This is a genomic window from Psychrobacter sp. JCM 18903, from assembly GCF_000586475.1.
Taxonomy (GTDB): Bacteria; Pseudomonadota; Gammaproteobacteria; order Pseudomonadales; family Moraxellaceae; genus Psychrobacter.
The window spans coordinates 1-18843 of record NZ_BAWJ01000033.1 but is presented as its reverse complement, the minus strand read 5'-3'; the positions used below and the strand labels follow the sequence as shown (position 1 = coordinate 18843).

The 18843-nt window shown below is 44.6% G+C and carries 13 protein-coding genes and 4 pseudogenes; 12 read left to right on the top strand and 5 right to left on the bottom strand.

Features of this window, described 5'->3' with window-relative positions; all coding sequences use genetic code 11:
* Nucleotides 1-262 precede the first annotated feature (262 nt).
* The 9 genes and pseudogenes from dapC to TT12_RS14285 all read left to right on the top strand — a co-directional run bounded on the left by dapC (nt 263) and on the right by TT12_RS14285 (nt 9285).
* Nucleotides 263-1529, top strand: a pseudogene (dapC, locus tag TT12_RS14320) (succinyldiaminopimelate transaminase).
* Nucleotides 1530-1687: 158 nt separating this feature from the next.
* Nucleotides 1688-3628: a DUF294 nucleotidyltransferase-like domain-containing protein gene (locus TT12_RS14315; protein ID WP_045456123.1), complete on the top strand. Its 1941-nt coding sequence runs from the start codon at nt 1688-1690 to the stop codon at nt 3626-3628.
* A gap of 34 nt (nt 3629-3662) precedes the next feature.
* Nucleotides 3663-4267: pseudogene (locus tag TT12_RS14310) on the top strand (3'-5' exonuclease).
* A gap of 119 nt (nt 4268-4386) precedes the next feature.
* Nucleotides 4387-4728 (top strand): hypothetical protein, encoded by a 342-nt coding sequence (locus tag TT12_RS17985; protein ID WP_243443754.1) that lies wholly within the window; start codon nt 4387-4389, stop codon nt 4726-4728.
* Nucleotides 4729-5081: 353 nt separating this feature from the next.
* Nucleotides 5082-6403, top strand: a pseudogene (gene dacB / locus TT12_RS17975) (D-alanyl-D-alanine carboxypeptidase/D-alanyl-D-alanine endopeptidase).
* A gap of 43 nt (nt 6404-6446) precedes the next feature.
* Complete coding sequence (locus TT12_RS14300; protein WP_045456120.1) at nt 6447-6962, top strand: ABZJ_00895 family protein; 516 nt, start codon at nt 6447-6449, stop codon at nt 6960-6962.
* 147 nt (nt 6963-7109) lie between these two features.
* Nucleotides 7110-7658: a DUF421 domain-containing protein gene (locus tag TT12_RS14295; protein ID WP_045456117.1), complete on the top strand. Its 549-nt coding sequence runs from the start codon at nt 7110-7112 to the stop codon at nt 7656-7658.
* Nucleotides 7659-7787: 129 nt separating this feature from the next.
* Entirely contained in the window at nt 7788-8276 is a 489-nt protein-coding gene (rlmH, locus tag TT12_RS14290) for a 23S rRNA (pseudouridine(1915)-N(3))-methyltransferase RlmH (RefSeq protein WP_045447690.1), read from the top strand.
* Between the two features lie 115 nt (nt 8277-8391).
* Entirely contained in the window at nt 8392-9285 is an 894-nt protein-coding gene (locus tag TT12_RS14285; RefSeq protein ID WP_201605464.1) for a DODA-type extradiol aromatic ring-opening family dioxygenase, read from the top strand.
* A gap of 31 nt (nt 9286-9316) precedes the next feature.
* On the opposite strand, the gene TT12_RS18740 is transcribed toward TT12_RS14285, so the two are convergent.
* The 3 genes and pseudogenes from TT12_RS18740 to TT12_RS14275 form a co-directional block, all read right to left on the bottom strand.
* Nucleotides 9317-10180, bottom strand: coding sequence for an amidase family protein (locus TT12_RS18740; RefSeq protein WP_279378928.1), 864 nt, complete (start codon nt 10178-10180; stop codon nt 9317-9319).
* A pseudogene (locus TT12_RS18730) lies at nt 10177-10808 on the bottom strand (amidase family protein). The gene TT12_RS18740 and the pseudogene TT12_RS18730 overlap by 4 nt, the downstream one beginning before the upstream one ends.
* A 216-nt stretch (nt 10809-11024) precedes the next feature.
* Complete coding sequence (locus TT12_RS14275; protein ID WP_201605458.1) at nt 11025-14405, bottom strand: DNA translocase FtsK; 3381 nt, start codon at nt 14403-14405, stop codon at nt 11025-11027.
* 589 nt (nt 14406-14994) lie between these two features.
* Between TT12_RS14275 and trxB the strand changes: the two genes are divergently transcribed.
* The 3 genes from trxB (at nt 14995) to TT12_RS14260 (ending at nt 17358) form a co-directional block, all read left to right on the top strand.
* Entirely contained in the window at nt 14995-16017 is a 1023-nt protein-coding gene (trxB, locus tag TT12_RS14270; protein ID WP_045456114.1) for a thioredoxin-disulfide reductase, read from the top strand.
* The gene (gene aat, locus TT12_RS14265) at nt 16018-16827 is read left to right on the top strand and encodes a leucyl/phenylalanyl-tRNA--protein transferase (RefSeq protein WP_045456111.1); all 810 of its coding nucleotides are present in this window, start codon (nt 16018-16020) and stop codon (nt 16825-16827) included.
* Between the two features lie 96 nt (nt 16828-16923).
* Entirely contained in the window at nt 16924-17358 is a 435-nt protein-coding gene (locus tag TT12_RS14260) for a MerR family transcriptional regulator (RefSeq protein ID WP_045447676.1), read from the top strand.
* A 69-nt stretch (nt 17359-17427) separates the two neighbouring features.
* On the opposite strand, the gene rimI is transcribed toward TT12_RS14260, so the two are convergent.
* Complete coding sequence (gene rimI, locus TT12_RS14255; protein WP_045456108.1) at nt 17428-17871, bottom strand: ribosomal protein S18-alanine N-acetyltransferase; 444 nt, start codon at nt 17869-17871, stop codon at nt 17428-17430.
* 226 nt (nt 17872-18097) lie between these two features.
* Nucleotides 18098-18843 (bottom strand): EF-Tu C-terminal domain-related protein (locus TT12_RS14250; RefSeq protein ID WP_045453394.1); only part of this gene is annotated, 746 nt, incomplete at its 5' end.

The window sequence follows — 18843 nt, the reverse complement described above, 5'->3', positions numbered from 1 at the left end:
GGCATATCAAATTATCCTCACCATAATCTATCATTAGGGCTGACAGCAGTTTTTTGTATTGTTATAAGTTATCAATTGATAAGCTTTTTTTAGGATTTTTAAATCTGTGACGGCTTCATTAGTTATTATAATTTATGGTTAAATAGCTAAGCAGCTTGAGCATGAGAAGTAAAAGACAAAAAATAAGAGAAGTGCTACACTGCTTAAATGTAATTTTTCTTTATAACTTTATTATTAATTGTCTATTATAGTTACCCTACTTATGAATCACAACTTAACGTATCTGCATCCTTATCCTTTTGCAAAGATGGCAACACTGCTTGCTAACAGTGTGCCAGCCCATGACTACAGTGAAATCAAGCTCGGTATTGGTGAACCAAAACATGAGCCGCCAGCGTTCGTGCTGGACGTACTACGTGAAAATTTGGACAAAATAAGTCGTTATCCAACGACTAATGGCATGTTTGAGCTGCGCCAAACCATCGCGCATTGGCTAGAAAAACGCTTCTTTTTGAACCATGTCGATGCCAATACGCAAGTATTGCCAGTAATGGGCACACGCGAGGCTATTTTTAGTCTGGTACAAGCAGTCGTGGATCATAAAGTAAGCGATACAGAGAGTAGTCCGCTGTCTGTCTCTGACCCATTATCTGCCGTTTCTCCTATGGCTGCTCCTATGACTGTTCCTACAATAGTGATGCCCAACCCTTTTTACCAAATATATGAGGGTGCAGCGATACTGGCGCAAGCGAGCCTTATTTTGTGCCTTGCACACTGGACGATGACTTTAAAGGTAACTATCGCGCCGTACCAAAAGATGTTTGGGCGCGCACGCAGTTGCTGTTTGTTTGTAGTCCGAACAATCCGACTGGCTCGGTCATGACGATGGAGGATTGGGAGTATCTCATTCGTCTGTCAGATCAGTACGATTTTATTATTGCCAGTGACGAGTGCTATAGCGAGCTGTATTTTGATACGGCGCCGATTGGACTATTGCAAGCCTGCGCTGCCCTCGGTCGTCATGATTTCAAAAACTGTATTGTCTTTCACTCTTTATCTAAGCGTTCAAACTTGCCTGGTTTGCGCTCAGGGTTTGTGGCAGGTGATGCCACTATTTTGCAAGCTTACCTGCAATACCGTACTTATCAAGCTGTGCGATGCCGATACCACATCAGCTCGCCTCGATCGCTGCATGGCAAGATGAAAAGCATGTGGCACACAATCGCGCTCTGTATCAAGAAAAGTTTGCCTTGTGGATGTCTGAGCTTGGTGAGCTACTAGAGTTACGAATGCCTGAGGCTGGATTTTACTTTTGGATAAAGGTCCCTGAGCCATTCGATGGGGATGATGAGCGGTTTGTCAAAGCACTGTACGAGCAGGCCAATATTCACGCACTAGCAGGGCGCTATCTGTCACGTGATATTGATGGCAAAAACCCTGGGCAAGGCTATGTGCGCATTGCGCTCGTTGCTAGTGTTGATGAGAGCCGCGAAGCAATAAACCGTATTCGAAAATTACTAGGCGCATAAGCAGTCACTTTATACGCAAAAGTTTCAAAAAAAACAGCAACCTCTAATAGCCACAATATTACTGTGGTTATTAGAGGTTTTTTGCTTTAATAATGCTATAGTAAAGTGTCTTTTATTATCGATTATCTTTTACTCAATATGCCATCAAGGATGATGCCATGCCCCATCTTGATTTTACCCAGCCGCCCTTTGACGTATTGAGTCTGGCTGAACGTCAAAGCATCAGAAAAAATACCCAAATCCGCTACCTTGCCAAAAATGAGAATCTAACTGCCGAAGAGTTGCAATATCTGTATGTGGTCATTAAGGGGCAGATTGAGCAATTGTTTGATGATGAGTTTGTCGCCTCTTACTTGGGTAGTAACCACTCCGACCATCTCAATAATAACGACTGGTTCGACAGCCGTCGTCTACCTGAATCATTGACTGAGAATAGCTCTAATACTGAAGCACTGCAGACCTATCAGTTTCGAGCCGCTGAGGATACCTTGCTGCTCCAAGTCGCTGGTAGCGCAGTCGATAAAATCAGCGCCCAAAATCATCTAGTACGCCAAATGCTGTCAGACAAATTACCCGAAAGGCTAAAGGCATTACAGCAGCGCCGCAATAATAAACCCATAGTCTCTACCAGCTACAATGACCAACAAGAAGTGCAGCAAATCATGTTGCAGCCCGTCATTGACGTCAATCTATTGCCAGTCCATATCGTCAACGCCAATAACAGCTTATACGAAGCCGCGTCTATCATGACGAAAGCGGGGCTAAAACATGTACTGGTGCAACCCTTAAACCACCTAAAAAACGAGGGCGAGGTGCAATATGGTACTGGTCATCTATTGGGTATTTTGACCGATACCGATATTTGCCGCGCCGTGAGTGACCAGCAAGATCCAGCCACTACCCCCTGCCAGCGCTATGCTAATTTCAACTTGCGTACCATCAAAGCCGGTGATGAGATTGGCGATGCATTATTGACCATGACCCGCTATCGCATCCATCGGCTACCAGTGATTGATCAAAATGGGGATGTCGTCGGTATACTGGGACAAAGCGATATGCTTGCGCATATTGGTCATCATTCACAGCTCATTAGTATCCAAATCGAGCAAGCAAAAGACTTATCGAGCTTAGATACTGCCGTCGAGCTTATCGGTCGTTACATTCGCGCACAACATCAGAACGGTGTCAAAATCGGTAATATCAGCCGTATGGTACAGACCTTGAATGCACAGGTATTTACCAAGCTTTGGCAACTTATCGTGCCTGATGAGGTCATGACAAATACCTGCCTGATCGTGATGGGCTCCGAGGGGCGCGGTGAGCAAATCATGCGTACTGACCAAGACAATGCGCTCATCTTACGTGACGGCTATACTCACCCTGATCTGCCAGAATTTGCGGATACTTTTAATCAGCATTTAGCAGACCTCGGTTATCCACTGTGCGATGGTAATATCATGATGACCAACCCTATGTGGCGACAGCCGCTAAAACAGTTTAATGCCCAGATTGGTTTATGGTTTAGAAATACGGATCCCATGCATGGTATTTATTTGTCCGCCATACTCGATGGCGAATATGTCTGCGGAGATGAGTCATTATTGACTCAGGTGCGTCAACATTTAAAGGTTGCCCACAGGCAGTCAGACCCTATGTTTGTACGCCAGTTCGCGCGCGCCGCGCTACAGTTCGGTGATGTCAATCAGTGGTGGCAAAAGTTCGTGCCTTTGCTCGGTGGCAAATCCGTGTCCGAAGACATTGATCTAAAGAAAGCCGGTATCTTTCCACTGGTTCATGGCATTCGTACCTTGGCATTAGAAAACGATATCTTAGAGCTGCCCAGTAGTAAAAATCGTCTTAAAGCTTTGGTACAAGCGCGCGCCTTGACCCAAGAGCGCGCAGATACTTTATTAGAGGCCTTGGAGTTTTTTATGGCACAGCGCCTATCAGTCGCTCTATCAACCGATGATAAACATGCACGGCAAGTCAACCCAATGACCTTGACCGCGCTTGAGCGCGACTTATTAAAAGAGTGTTTGGCCGTTGTTAAAAGCTTTAAAAATCAGCTACGTCAGCATTATCAACTAGAGCTCGCATAAGTACAACAATCGCATAAATGGATGAGCGACAACTATGAGTTGGCTAACACAGTTATCCTGCGCTTGGCAAAAAACGCAGCTACAGCGCCCAGAATTGGCATCGATGTTTACCAACCTTTAGCTAAGCAATGGGTAGCAATTGACTGCGAAATGACGGGACTCAATCCAAAAAATCACCATTTGTTGTCTGTCGCCGCGATTCATATCAATGAAAATACAATCGATACCGGTAATGGCATGCATATCGTATGCAGACCACCTGTGATGCCAGACCGTGACACCATTGTGATTCACGGTCTACGTACTGCCGACGTTGAGCATGGTATGAGCTACGATGAGATGCTGGCGCTGTTGTTGCCATTTATAGGTAATCGCCCGATTGTGGGGTTTTGTACGAGTTTAGACACAGCGTTTTTAAACCCTCTGGTCAAACGCTATATGGGCACAGCACTGCCCAACGAAGTCATCGATTTGCGCCATTTATATAGTCGGCGCATGAGTGGTCAAACCCAAGGGCTATCTAGCCAAGCGCAGCATCTGACCAATATTTTAGCGCACTATAATATACCCGATCTAGGCGCTCACGATGCTTATAACGACGCAATCATGACCGCCATGGCATTTTTACATGTGCGCTAACGTGTGTGCGCATTTTGAACATTCAGATAAAAACAGGTTTTCATCTACGGCTGCCATCTACGCGAAAACGGCAACTCATGTTACCATAGGCTGTTTTTGCCACCTGATGAAAGATGCTCATGCGACCCACCTCTAAACTCCGTCATTCCTCTGCTTTTACTGCCAAATTATCCCCTTTTTCTCGTTATCTGCGACCGTCGAAGCCGCCTGCTAAATACGTACCTATCATAGCGTTATTAGCAACGGCGACAATACTGCCCATCCATGCGCAAGCAGCACTACCAAAAGCCATCGAAGCAGCATTATCACGAGCCGATTTAACAGAAGCTGATATTAGTATTATCGTCACACCAGTCGGTGATAAAAATGCCAGTCACCTGCCCGCTCCCATTCAGGTTATTGATAGCAGCACGCACCGCTCATCTAAACCCACTCTTCAGCCAAAACCGACTGCAATATAGATGCTGATATAGATGCTGATATAAAAAGTAACTCTCAAAAAGCCACGCAAAATAATAATGACAAAACCAGTAATAACCATTTGCGCCAACAGAGTACGCTGATTACTATTGAGCAGCGTACCATTGAAAAGCATGAGAAAAAACTGCATGCTTACACCGATGACCCTTACACTTATCAAAGCTTAGAAAGCATCCCAACAATATTGGGTGATAAGGCAAAAACAGCTGTCATTAGCAACAATGCTAATAACAATAAAACTGATGACATCAGTACTGATAACGCCTCCATAAAAATTTCATTTTCGCCGTTGCTGAACCATCAAGCCGATATCGCTCGCACGCCTGCCAGCACCATGAAACTCGTTCCCAGCTTTATTGCTTTAGACACCCTAGGTGCTGATTTTGTCTGGCATACCCGTGTCTATCATACAGGCCTTGTCATCGGTGACCGTCTGCATGGCGATTTGATTATTCAAGCAGCGGCGATCCAAAAATGACCCACGAGCGTTTAAAACAGCTCCTTTATAAAGTACAGTCGTCCGGTATCCGTCATATCGACGGTGATATTATTATTGACAGTGGCGTCTTTAAAAATGTCAGTAAAGACCCTGCCGCCTTTGACAACTCGCCACTGCGTCCTTATAACGCCAGTCCCGATGGTTTTTTGGTGAATTTTAGTACCATCGGTATCAAAAGCTATCCGTTAAACGATGACCAAGCAAATCTGACTTATACACCAAAATTAGCAAACTATGCTTTGCCCAGCATCATAAATACGCGTTCGGCGTCCTGTGGACAAGCGCGTTATAGTCTCGCACCCGAGTGGCAAGCAAAACAATTGGTGTTAAATACTCAGTTGCCAAACAGCTGCCAAGAGCATTCTTTTTATGTGGCTTATCCTGACGCCAAAGATTTTGCCGCACGCGTTATTACCGCAAAATGGCAAGAGCTAGGCAATACGCTGAGTGGTAATGTCATCACTCAAGAAGCACCTTACATTACAACGAAAAACACCAAATCAGCGCATGGTTTAGCAGCACTTCCTATATCACCGCTGCCTATTGTCAGCTACCCATCATTGAATTTGACGCAGCAGATTTACGATATCAATCACTTTTCAAACAATGTGATGACTGAGCAAGTGGCGCTATCGATTGGTGTTTATGACAAAGTTGATAATAAAACACTCGATAAAGCTATTAGTAATTCACATAGCTTGTATCAATTTGGCACGCCGACTGCGACGAGCTATCCTGTCGCATTGCAGACTATTAATCAATGGTGGCAGACCAATCTAAGCACACCGCCGCCCCATTTGACCAATGGTTCAGGACTCTGCCGCGACTGCACCATAACAGCTGCCAACCTAAGCGAGCTATTAACTTATGCTTATAGCCATCCAAGTTTTAATGCTTACGTCAACTCGTTAGGTATCGCTGGCGTCAGTGGCACCATTACCGCTCATAGTGAACGCCTACCAGAATCAGCAGCCATTGGTCGTGCGTGGATAAAAACAGGTACCTTAAACAACGTCACCTCGATGGCAGGCTATGTCAAAGGATTGTCGGGACAGGATTATGTCGTGGTTGGACTCATCAATAGTGAGCAAGCACATAACGCTTATACAGCCAGACCCGTGCTAGATGCGATGCTTGATTGGACGGCGCAGCATTAAGTGTATTTCACATCCTATTTTTCACCTTTATAAAGGTTCACTTATGTCACGCAAGACAACCAACCTCAATAAATCCAAGACTCATTCAGGTGGCGAGCCGCTGCCGAAGAATCATGAGTCAGCGCAGCCTAAATTGGCACAATATGTAGGATATTTCGCGATAGGCTATACGCTTGCCAGCGCAATATTTATGATGATTCAAACCAAGCTTGCGTTGAATTCGCAACTGGTAACGGTATTGTCTATCATTATCGGGGCTTATATCGCGGTTCGTAAATTTGTCAAACATCAGCAGCGCGCATTGAATAGCGGTGAAATCAATCGCTTAATGTTTGGCGGCGTCGCGGTGGTCTGGCTCCTGACTGTCATTTACTTCTTAGCCATATGGTTTTGGTTGTTTGATGCGGTAAATCGCGAAGTCCTACTAGAGATGGCCGTCCAGCAACCATTGCCATTGGTCTCATCGTTGGTGATGATATTGGTGCTGACACTGGTCAGTGCTCGCATCAGTCTTTGGGCGATCAATCGCCTGCTTGACCCTAAACGAAAAACTATGTGAGCGAGGAGACCTCAGCCGAACCTCTACAAGGTGCTACAAATTTTTCTCCCTATTAATACATAAAATCCGTTAGGCTAACTTTAATGAGCAGCCTTTTAGATGATTTTGGGTGATTAACGGTTTTATATTTTAATAGGAGCATTTATCATGGACATGGTTTTTTTTGACAATATAGACAAGCTTGGACGCATCGTTTTGACGACTGTCATGGTTTATGTGTTGATCGTACTGGTGACCAAAATCTCAGGTAAACGCTCCACCTCGCAGCTCAATAATTTTGATTGGATCGTCACCGTGATGATCGGTTCACTTGGTGCCAGTACTATTTTGCTCAAAGACATTCCCTTTGTCGAAGGGATTTCATCGATTTTAGTACTTTATCTATTGCAGTTTTTAGTCACCAAATACGCCTCTATCTCACCGCAATTTAGCAGTTTCATTTTGTCAGAGCCCCGTATTGTTTTCTATCAAGGGCAGTTTTTGCCAGATGCCATGCGCGCTGAGCGGCTAACTCGTCAAGAGATTGAATGTGCGATGCGCTCTGAAGGAGTGCATCGTTTCGATGATGTTGAAGCCATCGTTTTTGAATCTGATGCCAAGCTTACTATCATTCCAAAACCCAGCCCAACTGATGTGAGCGATAATGACCAAAATACAGAAGATAGTGTCTCGCAAACCATACAACCTTTGATGTAAGACCTATTGTTTATCCAAGATTAGTAAAGCATAAAAAAAGCTTCGTAGAATCTTGTTTGTTACGTTCACTTAAGCGTAGAATTCTTTTGTTATATTTTACTAATGACTAAAATTAAAGTGGTACTGGCTATGAAAGTAAGGATTTTAACCGTCGGTAATAAAATGCCTAAATGGGTACAGACGGGGTTCGATGAGTATTTTAAGCGTATCCAGCCTATGCTCAGCACAGAAATCGTGGAAATTGCTGCCGCAAAGCGTGCAAAAAACCCGTCTGATGCCAATTTGGCACAATACCGTGAGCAAGAAGGACAGGCAATATTAGCCGCTCATAATGCTTCAGGGCGTGAGCAACTATGGGTATTGGATGTCAAAGGTAAGATGATTTCGACAGAAGGGCTGGCTGATAAATTAGCTGATGGCATGCAGCAAGGCGATGATATTGCACTGGTGATCGGCGGTGCAGACGGCGTATCACCAGAAGTATTAGCCAAAGCCGATGTAAAATTATCACTATCAGCGCTCACATTACCACATCCGTTGGTACGTGTTGTGCTAATGGAACAATTGTATCGCGCGATGAGTATCAACAACAATCATCCTTATCATCGTGGTAATTAAGCAGTCATTAAACACTGCCGTACTCTGTGCTAATATTTTGTGCTGATAGTTTATGGGCAACAACATCAATGATAAAAAGGATTGAAAAACCACTGAGCGCCCTAATAAACGCTACATGAAATATCCAAAACATGCGACACCTAACACACCTCATTCAATTCATCAGCTTGATGACTCGTACTCTCATTCGCCAACGCCTATTACAGCGACTGGCGTTTGGACAGATGTATCTGCTTTAGGGTCAAATGTAGCTAAGCTACCAGCATTGTTTATCTCGCATGGCGCACCCACGCTTGCCATTGAGCAATCAGCCACGACCAGTGCACTGGCACGTATTGGGCAAAACTTACCAAAGCCACGTGCCATCCTGATTATGTCAGCGCATTGGCAATCCGCCAAACTCGAAATGAGCAGTAATCCGCAACCTAAGACTTGGCACGATTTTTCAGGTTTTCCACCTGAGCTATATGAGCTTCAATACCCTGCAACTGGTCAGCCAGCACTTGCTGAATCCCTTGCCCAGCAGCTCACTGCACGCGGTATTACTTGTAGTGTTAATCCGGTGCGGGCTTGCGATCATGGGGTGTGGGCACCGCTCAGGCACTTATATCCAGAGGCTGAGATACCTATCGTACAGGTTTCTCTACCGCAGCATTATGACAGTATCGCCTGTTATCAATTGGGTGCGCAGCTAGCGCGCCTACGTGAAGAGCAAATACTTATCATTGGTTCAGGTAACATTACCCATAATCTGCAAGCATTACGCTGGCAAGCAGATAGTGTTGACCAAACGGCTAAAGCATTTAAGCAATGGCTGCTACAACAGCTCAAAACAGACATTCCTAGTGCTTTAGATTGGCAGCAGTATCCTAGCTTTCGCGATATACACCCAAGTGATGAGCATCTGTTGCCATTGTTTTTTGCCTTAGGTACAGGTCAGCGTGTCTCAGTTATCCATCAAAGCATGGCGCATCATAGCTTAGGCATGGATATTTATCGATTTGATTAAGGAATCATTACTTAATCGATAGAATGCAAACCTACTTCTCAAAGGCTGCCTTGGTAAACAACCCTGCTCGTTCCATCTCCCCTGCCACACTGAATAATGTCGCTTCATCATTCATACGCCCAATCAGCTGCATCCCAATTGGCAAACCTTTTTTACTCATTCCTACCGGTAATGACATTGCTGGCAATCCTGTGATATTACCCAGTAGTGTAAAGGCCATTTTGCCCAGCACAGGCTGACTAAGCTTTTCGATCATACCTGAGCTAAAGGCATACTTACCCATATCGATGCCTTTATTGAGCAATCCTGCGCTACGCATGAGCATTTCATCCATACGACTTGGTGGCAATACACCATGCTTAACTGCAGATGTCGGCACGGTCGGACATAAAATCATGTCATAGGTTTCGAGTAGCAAGCCCGTTTGATACTGACTGTGATGCCAACCATGCTTAGCATGCGCCAAATCAACGGCTGATAACGAGCGACCGAGCAATGCCATATTATAGGTTTGAGGCTCTAGGTTTTTGATATGTTCTGCGCCAAAGTCACGCTCGATATTATCAATGGTAAAAGCGGTATGGGTGCAGACCACCACCATAAAGTCATGCCAAAACTGCTCGATATTGATATTCGGCTCGGCGGGTATGACACGATGACCCATGGCTTCTAGCTGCTTAGCCGTTTGCTCTAATACGGCTAACACTTCTTTATCCACCACAGTATTGGCAATCAATGGCTGTTGATGTAAGGCAATGGTTAATTGCCTTGGTGCTCGCATCGCTGCTTGCAAAAATGTGCCATCAGGTGGCGCAATGACATAAGGCGCACCAATCTCTGCGCCATTTGTAGCGTCGAGCATCGCGGCACTGTCACGCACACTGCGGGTAATCACGTGATCTGCGACTGCACCTTCCCAGCCTTCCCCGAATTTAGGCCTATCGGGTTACGACCACGGCTGGGTTTGAGTCCAAACGCTCCGCACCAAGCAGCAGGGAAGCGTATCGAGCCACCACCATCACCCGCGCCCGCCATCGGTACGATACCGCTCGCTACTGATGCTGCACTACCGCCCGATGAGCCGCCAGAGCTGTAACCTTTTTTGAAAGGGTTATGAGTCGCACCATGGCTTTTGGTTCAGTAGTAATGATTAAACCAAATTCTGGCGTATTGGTTTTGCCAAAGGTATTCACGCCTGTGGCTTTCATCCGCTTAACGATTTCACTGTCGCTCTCAGAGATGATATTAACACTACGACTGCCCATCGTGATTGGCTCATCGGCAAAGCCAAATGACAAATCTTTGAGCAAATAAGGCACACCATTAAATATACCTGAGGGTAATCCCGCCTGTGCAGCATGATAAGCACGGTCATCAAAACGATGGATGATAGCGTTTAATTTGGGATTGAGTGTATTGGCTTGATAGACGGCAGCATCTAATAACTCTTTAGCGCTGACTTCACCTGAATTGACCAATGCCGCCAATGCTATGGCATCATATTGGGTATATTCTTTAAACATAACCTGCCTCCTTGCTGAGTAATGAACCTAAAATTTCTGAAAATTGAGTGATATTTATGCTATCAACAAAGGTCAGTTTAGTATAAAAAACGAGTGCTGATAATTGATAAAAAAACTGATTGGTCATTCAGACATGAGCATTATCATATTTTTCCGATAAAAAAGACGAACCACTCTCGTGACTCGTCTTTTTTATTGTTTAATATAATCTAAATGCTACATTAATAGCTCACGCTTACCGCTTTTGCCCATTGAGCTGACCAACCCCGCGTCCTCCATAGAATCTACAATACGTGCGGCACGGTTATAGCCGATGCTAAACTTACGCTGGATACTAGAAGCAGAAACTTTCCGCGTCTCCATAATAAAGGCCACAGCATCGTTATAAAGGTCGTCATCCTCACCAGAGGCGTTAGCCGTACTGCCACCCCCACTAGGACTAGACAGTTCAAAGTTGCCTGCCATGTTGTCAATATAATCAGGCGCACCGCGTTCGCGCCATGCGTCACAGACACGGTTGACCTCTTCATCGCTGACATAGGCACCATGCACACGATCTGGCTCAATTTGACCAGGTCCTAGAAAGAGCATATCACCATTACCCAGCATGTCTTCGGCACCACCACTGTCCAGAATCGTCCGCGAATCTACTTTTGAGTTCACTCGTAGTGCCGCCCGCACGGGAATATTAGCTTTAATCAAACCAGTAATGACATCGACCGATGGACGCTGGGTAGCAAGCATTAAATGAATACCTGCTGCCCGTGATTTTTGTGCAAGACGGGTGATAAGCTCTTCGGCTTGTTTACCGACTTGCATAATCATATCGGCAAACTCATCCGCGACAATGACAATCATCGGCAAGGTTTTTAGCTTCGGTGCTTGGCTGATACTCACGCTGTCATTAGGTCGCCACAAAGGATCAAGCATCGGATTGCCCGATTTTTCAGCAGCAATGACTTTTTTATTAAACTCATTAAGCTTACGCACTTTGAGTAAACTCATCAGCTGATAACGACGTTCCATCTCTGCCACGCACCATGACAAAGCACTGGCCGCTTCAGTCATATCGGTGACGACTGGTGTTAATAGATGCGGGATATCATTATAATTGGCAAGCTCGAGCTGCTTTGGATCAATCAAAATGAGACGCAGCTCATTTGGTGTATATTTGAGTAGCATCGATAGTAGCATTGAATTGACCAATACCGATTTACCCGAACCTGTAGTACCAGCAACCAACATATGCGGCGCGCGCGCAAGGTCAGTAATGATGGCATTACCACCGATGTCCTTACCCATCGCCATGCTGATTTGAGCTTTGGGATCTTGGAATTTTTCGGTATTCAGTAGCTCAATCAAACGTACCATTTCGCGCTGCTTATTGGGTACTTCGATACCGATATACGGCTTACCCGGGATGACTTCAACCACACGCAGAGACGCCATCGATAGCGAGCGCGCCAAATCACGTGAAATACCGGTAACCTTACTGGCTTTTACACCAGCAGCAAGTTCCACTTCAAAGCGGGTGACAACAGGACCCGGAATGGCGTTGACCACATTCGCCTTTACATTAAATTCTTGTAACTTAATCTCTAGTAACTCTGATAATTGCTCAAGCTCGGCGACGGTATAACTGGGCTTACGATCAGGGTCTGGCTTATCCAAAATAGAAATTTCTGGAATAGGCGCTAGGCTACTGCGATAGGCAGCTGTTTGCATCGAGCGTGATTTTTGACTGAAGGCGGCATCATCACTAATATCTGGCATAACGGGCGCATTGACATCCTCAGCGCTGTCATCCTCTGGCATCATGTCAGTGATATGATTGCTACTATCGCCCTCGGGTACCGCAAAACTTACCGTTGGTTTAGGCGCGACTATTGGTTCAATAGCTGACGCTGTGACGCGGGTTTCTACCGTAGGCGGCAGTTTAGGATTAGACGGTGGCGTATTGGTCGGCGTCATATCAGCAACTGACGCAACTGGTACAACCACGTCTACTGCTTTGGCGACACTCGCTTCATTAGATATATAAGAAGGTTCGAAATCCTCTGACAGTTCAGGCTCTTCATCAAACCATTTATCAGTAAAGTCGTTCATTTCGCTATTATATGAGTCTGTCGCAGGCGCTGTGACTGCTGCTTGTTTGGGCAGCTCAGTCATATTGGCTGCTTGCACTGTTCCTGAAGGTTGCCCTGTTTCTGCAGGCTGCATAGCTGTAGATGTTGAGACATCCGCATGCTCTGCCAACCATGCATCAGCCAGTATATCAACGGCCTCCACTTTATCCTCTAACTCAAACGATTCAAGCTCATTATTTGTTTCGTCAACCGTCTCACCGTATACCAGCTCATTTATTGATGGCTGAGCTGTTGACGGCAAGTTCTCTGTTGATTGAGCTTCGGACATCTCTACGGCTGATATCGCTGTAGAGTCTGATACCACAGTCTCTAACGACTCAGTATTGCTATCAGCAGATACAGAAGTAGTAGCAGCTGAATCAGAAGTGTTCATATCATTAGCGTGATAAGCCATTTGCTCACTGGCTAATAAGTCATCGACAGTATTGGCGTCATTCCAAGCAAAGCTTGGCTCGACTTTACGGATAGCAGTCATGGCAGGACTTGACGGCGTCGATGTATTCGTATGACTTGCTAGATTTTGAACAGTACTGCTAGGTGTTTCTACTGAGACAGGGACAGGCTCACTATTCTCACGACTAGATTTAGCAGCTGAATTAGGCATCGCCGCTTGTGTTGCGGCAACTACAGAAGCTTTAACGCTCTCAGCCAACCCTGACGTTGCCAAAAACTCTGACAACACATTGCTGAACCGACCACTGTTGTCTACGGCTTGAGCATTGCCAGCAACTTGTAACTCAAGTGGCAGCTGCTCGTGATCGGCTGCGTCTTGTTTCGCATTACTGTTGGCTATACTTTTATCATTTTGCTTGGCATTGATATTTTCTGGCGTGGTTGATACGCTATCGTGCATTCTACCCTGACGCTTCACCCCTGAGCCAAGCCACGATAGCGCCTTAACCTTCTCATAAATCGCTAGCCAATGAATATTAAAGGCAAAAGTCGCGGTAATAATGACAAATGCCGTCAAGAAAATCACACTCCCCCACTGCGATAAAAGCTGTGCCAAACGCGCCTGTAATTCAAACCCAATTATGCCACCAGCCACGCTTTCCAGTCCTAGCGTTCCTGGATTGGTCAATTGCTGTACTAACGCCACCAATTGTGCAAACAAAGCACTGGCACTTAATAATAAAAACACATAAGCAACCACTCGCATCAGCCAAAACGTTGGCTTGTTGTCCCACCAAATAAGGATAGATTCATAAACCACAAACGCCAGCAGCCACCATGCACCAAAACCAAAGAAGCTATAAAGCAAGTCAGATAACCAAGCACCCGATTCGCCGCCTACATTATTAATCGTGGTCATATCGCTACTGATATGCGACCAACTAGGATCATTACTGGTATATGTCATCAAAATGACAAATAGATAGACGGCCAGTATTAACCCAAGGAGGGTAAATATTCCCTTTTTTAAATACTCAATAAGCGGTGCTGATATCACGTAAGATCTGCCTTGTTATTAATACTAAATGGTTGCCAATGCATGACTAAGCCTAATCATGCTGACATAAAGCGCTGATAAAGGGTTGGATATAAAGTGCTGATACAAACGCACTTAGCGAAGTGTACAGAAAACATTGTCTATTATAAAAGCGATATACAACAGCCTTCTTTTTGCCTTTGGCACACTTGGCATAACTTCTTATAATAACAAATACATAGGGATAGTGGCGACCGTCTTACAAAGAAAGCGTGCAATAAAATCAGTCTGTATACGGTTTAGGCAAAAATCATACGGTTTAAACAACAACCTATGTCACTTGCAAAATATAACGACCAGAACAAGGACAGTCATATTAGGTGAACCCTATAAAATACCAGCGGTTTCTAACCATAATATTTCAAGAAAAATATACTTTGATTGTAATCATACCTGTGTTTGTTTTAGCAAACTTGTACTTTTCGTCCAATGCCCTTATGTTATTATCACGCAGCGATTAGAAAATCCCATTAGCATCAATTTTGAAGACTGTTTTTTATTATATTGCTCACTCGTATTTTTAACATTTATATTTAGCAAGGAATAACTCATGGCAACTGACAATACCGCTCCACGTCACGAAAAACTCATTATCCTAGGCTCAGGCCCTGCTGGTTATGCAGCGGCTGTGTATGCAGCACGTGCCAACCTCAAACCTGTTATGGTCACGGGCATGGAAGTAGGTGGACAGCTAACTACCACCACTGAAGTCGATAACTGGCCGGGCGATGCGCATGACTTAACAGGTCCTGCATTGATGGATCGCATGAAAGCCCATGCCGAGCGCTTTGGTACTGAACTGGTTTATGACCATATCAATGAAGTCAATTTAAACGTGCGCCCTTTTGAGCTGACGGGTAATAACGGTAGCTACACTTGTGACGCATTAATTATTTCAACGGGCGCATCAGCACAATATTTAGGACTGGAATCAGAAACCAAATTCCGCGGTCTTGGTGTATCCGCTTGTGCCACGTGTGATGGTTTCTTTTATAAAGATCAAAAAGTTGCCGTCATCGGTGGTGGTAATACTGCTGTTGAAGAAGCCCTATATTTATCTAACATTGCTGCTGAAGTGACCTTAGTACATCGCCGTGATAGCTTACGCTCCGAAAAAATCCTCCAAGATAAATTGTTTGAAAAGGTCAAAAACGGTAATATTAAAATCGAGTGGAATCATAAAGTCAAAGAAGTCGTCGGCGATGACATGGGCGTCAATGGCGTAATCATCGAATCTATGATTGATGGCAGCACCAAACAGTTAGACGTGTTCGGTATGTTTGTCGCGATTGGTCATAAACCGAATACAGACTTATTTAAAGGTCAGCTGGATATGAAAGACGGCTATCTTATTGTCAAAAGCGGCTTAGACGGCAATGCCACACAAACCAGCATCGAAGGTGTATTTGCCGCAGGTGATGTCGCAGATCATGTCTATCGTCAAGCAATTACTTCTGCTGGTACGGGCTGTATGGCCGCGCTAGATGCTGAAAAATACTTGGATGCGATTGGCGAAGCCACAGCCGCTGACCACACTTATGCGTCAACATTGACTGCTGATAAAGAAGCCTAAATGGGTAATTTCTCTCAATACAACAATGAGCACATCACGCCTGAGACCTTAAAAAGTCTTGGGCGTTATGACTTTCCTGACCCTTTAACGGTTGATCCTGACGGCATTGGCATCGTCGCTGTCGGAGGAGATTTGGCAGCCGAAACATTGATTTCTGCTTACGCGCAGGGTCTGTTTCCTTGGTTTAATGAAGATGAACCAATTGCATGGTGGTGCCCTGAACCGCGCTGTGTGATGGTGCCAACCAATTATAAGCCAAGCAAGTCGCTGCGTAAGCAAGCTATCCGCGAGCGTTGGCAATTAACCCTGAATCAAGCTTTTGATGACGTTATTCATGCCTGTAGTTTACCGCGCAGTGATCGCCTCAATAATGAACAGCCCGAGGGCGAACATACTTGGATTCATGAAGAAATGATTGAGGCTTATACCGAACTGCATGCACAAGGATTTGCACATAGCATTGAAGTTTGGAATGATAAAGGGCAACTCATTGGCGGGCTTTATGGTCTAAAAATAGGTAGCATTTACTTTGGCGAATCGATGTTTCATATCGCCTCTAACGCCTCAAAGTTCGCATTTTGGGGTTTAATGCGCTTATGTGAACAAAGCCATGTGGCGCTGGTCGACTGTCAGCTACCAAATGAGCATTTGATGAGCTTGGGTGCAACCACGTTACCGCGTGCTGACTTTTTGACTCAATTGGATCTGTTAACGACTAATAGCGCTGTCAAATGGCAAAATAACTCTCACAAACCACTCGCCGTATCGTTACTTGATACCATAGAACCTTGGCAGCTTATCTTAAAATAAATACGATGACGAAGTGATTGATAACTTATGTCTGTTTGTTAATCGCTACTTTATTAACTCGTACCTTATCAACTGCTACCTACCGACGAGGTTATCATGGCACCCGACACATCGTTCTTACTGATTGGAACACTGGCAACAAAAGCTCAAACAACCAAAGACACCGTTCGTCATTATGATCAACTGGGCTTGCTAAAATCTCGTAAGCGTCAGGCAGGCTCGCGTTTATATACCGAGTTTCATCCAGAATGTATCGAACGTATTGAGCTAATCAAAAGTGCGCAAGCGATTGGCTTTACACTCACTGAAATCAGAGACAGCTTGAATGATTATTACGATGGTCAATTGGATGTTGATTTACAACTGATGCTTACTCAGCAAAAATTGGCGCAAATACAAAAACAGCAAGCCAATATCAGCCTCATGGTAGAGCTATTAAGCGAACGTATCGACGTTCTTGAGCGTATGAAAGTAGATAATGACTATAAACTCAATATTGAAATCTGCAAAAAGAAAATACCCACTCAATAATGATAAAAATGCCAATCCATCTACTATTTTATGGGTTTATTTGGTTCCATTCGATGCCATGAATTATTCTCAGACGTAAAGACGCTGCATAATCAATGCATCAATAGCTGGTTGATGTGGAGTTTGGTAATACCCTTTACGCTTATGAATGAGAGCAAATTCTTGCTGCTCATATAAGGCTATCGCAGGCGTATTATCTGCGCGCACCTCTAATAAAAGACTCTCTACCTGACTGGTCTTTAACTCTGTATTCAATCTGGCAAAAATTTGTGAGGCAATACCTTGGCGTTGATAATCAGGATGCGTGCCAATACGTAAAATCTCCGCTTGTTCAAAAATCACTTGATATAGACAATAGCCTGTCACAGTAGTATTAATAATAATATTGTCTTTTTGCTCATAAACGATCAGCATATGCATGCTATCTTGTTTGAGTGATTCCACCAATGTCTGATAGCCCCAAGCATCTTGCGGCTGAACGATGGCTTCAATATCCGCTACTGCTTCCAGCACTTGCTCAAAATCTGCACTATGTTGATAAAATCTTTATCATCAACATTATGTATCCTCTTATTATTATTTGTACAAACCCAAATACAATAGCACTTACTGTATTTCAAATATCTATCATTATAATATTGATTATGCCGTTATCTGTTTTGTAGCCAAAAAAAAGCCACCCTTAAACAAGGATGGCTTTTTATGACTAACTTACAAGCTCATTACTGAGACTAATAGATTAGTTCAATACGTTAGCAACAACACCAGCGCCTACAGTACGGCCGCCTTCACGAATAGCGAAGCGAAGACCTTTGTCCATAGCGATTGGGTGGATAAGCTCTACGCCCATCTCAACGTTATCACCAGGCATTACCATTTCAGTACCGTCTTGTAATTGGATTGCGCCAGTTACGTCAGTAGTACGGAAGTAGAACTGTGGACGATAGCCGTTTAGGAATGGTGTATGACGACCACCCTCTTCTTTTGACAGTACGTATACTTCTGCGTCAAATTTGGTGTGCGGAGTGATTGAACCTGGCTTAGCTAGTACTTGGCCACGTTGTACGTCTTCACGCTTAGTACCACGTAGTAGTACGCCACAGTTTTCGCCTGCACGACCTTCGTCAAGCAGTTTACGGAACATCTCTACACCAGTACAGGTGGTTTTTTGAGTGTCACGGATACCGACGATTTCGATTTCGTCGCCAACGCGTACGATACCAGATTCAACACGGCCAGTTACAACAGTACCACGACCTGAGATTGAGAATACGTCTTCGATTGGCATTAGGAATGCTTTGTCAACGTCACGCTCTGGCTCTGGGATGTAGGTGTCAAGAACGTTAAGAAGTTCTACAACCGCTGGTTGGCCGTATTTTTCTTGTGAGCCTTTTAGGGCTTCAGTGGCTGAACCATGGATGATTGGGGTATCATCACCTGGGAAGTCGTAGTCATTAAGAAGTTCACGAACTTCCATTTCTACAA

Coding starts and splice junctions, on each gene's coding strand:
- TT12_RS14260 (WP_045447676.1), top strand. CDS start 16,924: ATGGCACCCGACACATCGTTCTTACTGATTGGAACACTGGCAACAAAA.
- TT12_RS14315 (WP_045456123.1), top strand. CDS start 1,688: ATGCCCCATCTTGATTTTACCCAGCCGCCCTTTGACGTATTGAGTCTG.
- trxB (WP_045456114.1), top strand. CDS start 14,995: ATGGCAACTGACAATACCGCTCCACGTCACGAAAAACTCATTATCCTA.
- rlmH (WP_045447690.1), top strand. CDS start 7,788: ATGAAAGTAAGGATTTTAACCGTCGGTAATAAAATGCCTAAATGGGTA.
- TT12_RS14300 (WP_045456120.1), top strand. CDS start 6,447: ATGTCACGCAAGACAACCAACCTCAATAAATCCAAGACTCATTCAGGT.
- TT12_RS17985 (WP_243443754.1), top strand. CDS start 4,387: ATGCGACCCACCTCTAAACTCCGTCATTCCTCTGCTTTTACTGCCAAA.
- aat (WP_045456111.1), top strand. CDS start 16,018: ATGGGTAATTTCTCTCAATACAACAATGAGCACATCACGCCTGAGACC.
- TT12_RS14295 (WP_045456117.1), top strand. CDS start 7,110: ATGGACATGGTTTTTTTTGACAATATAGACAAGCTTGGACGCATCGTT.
- TT12_RS14285 (WP_201605464.1), top strand. CDS start 8,392: ATGAAATATCCAAAACATGCGACACCTAACACACCTCATTCAATTCAT.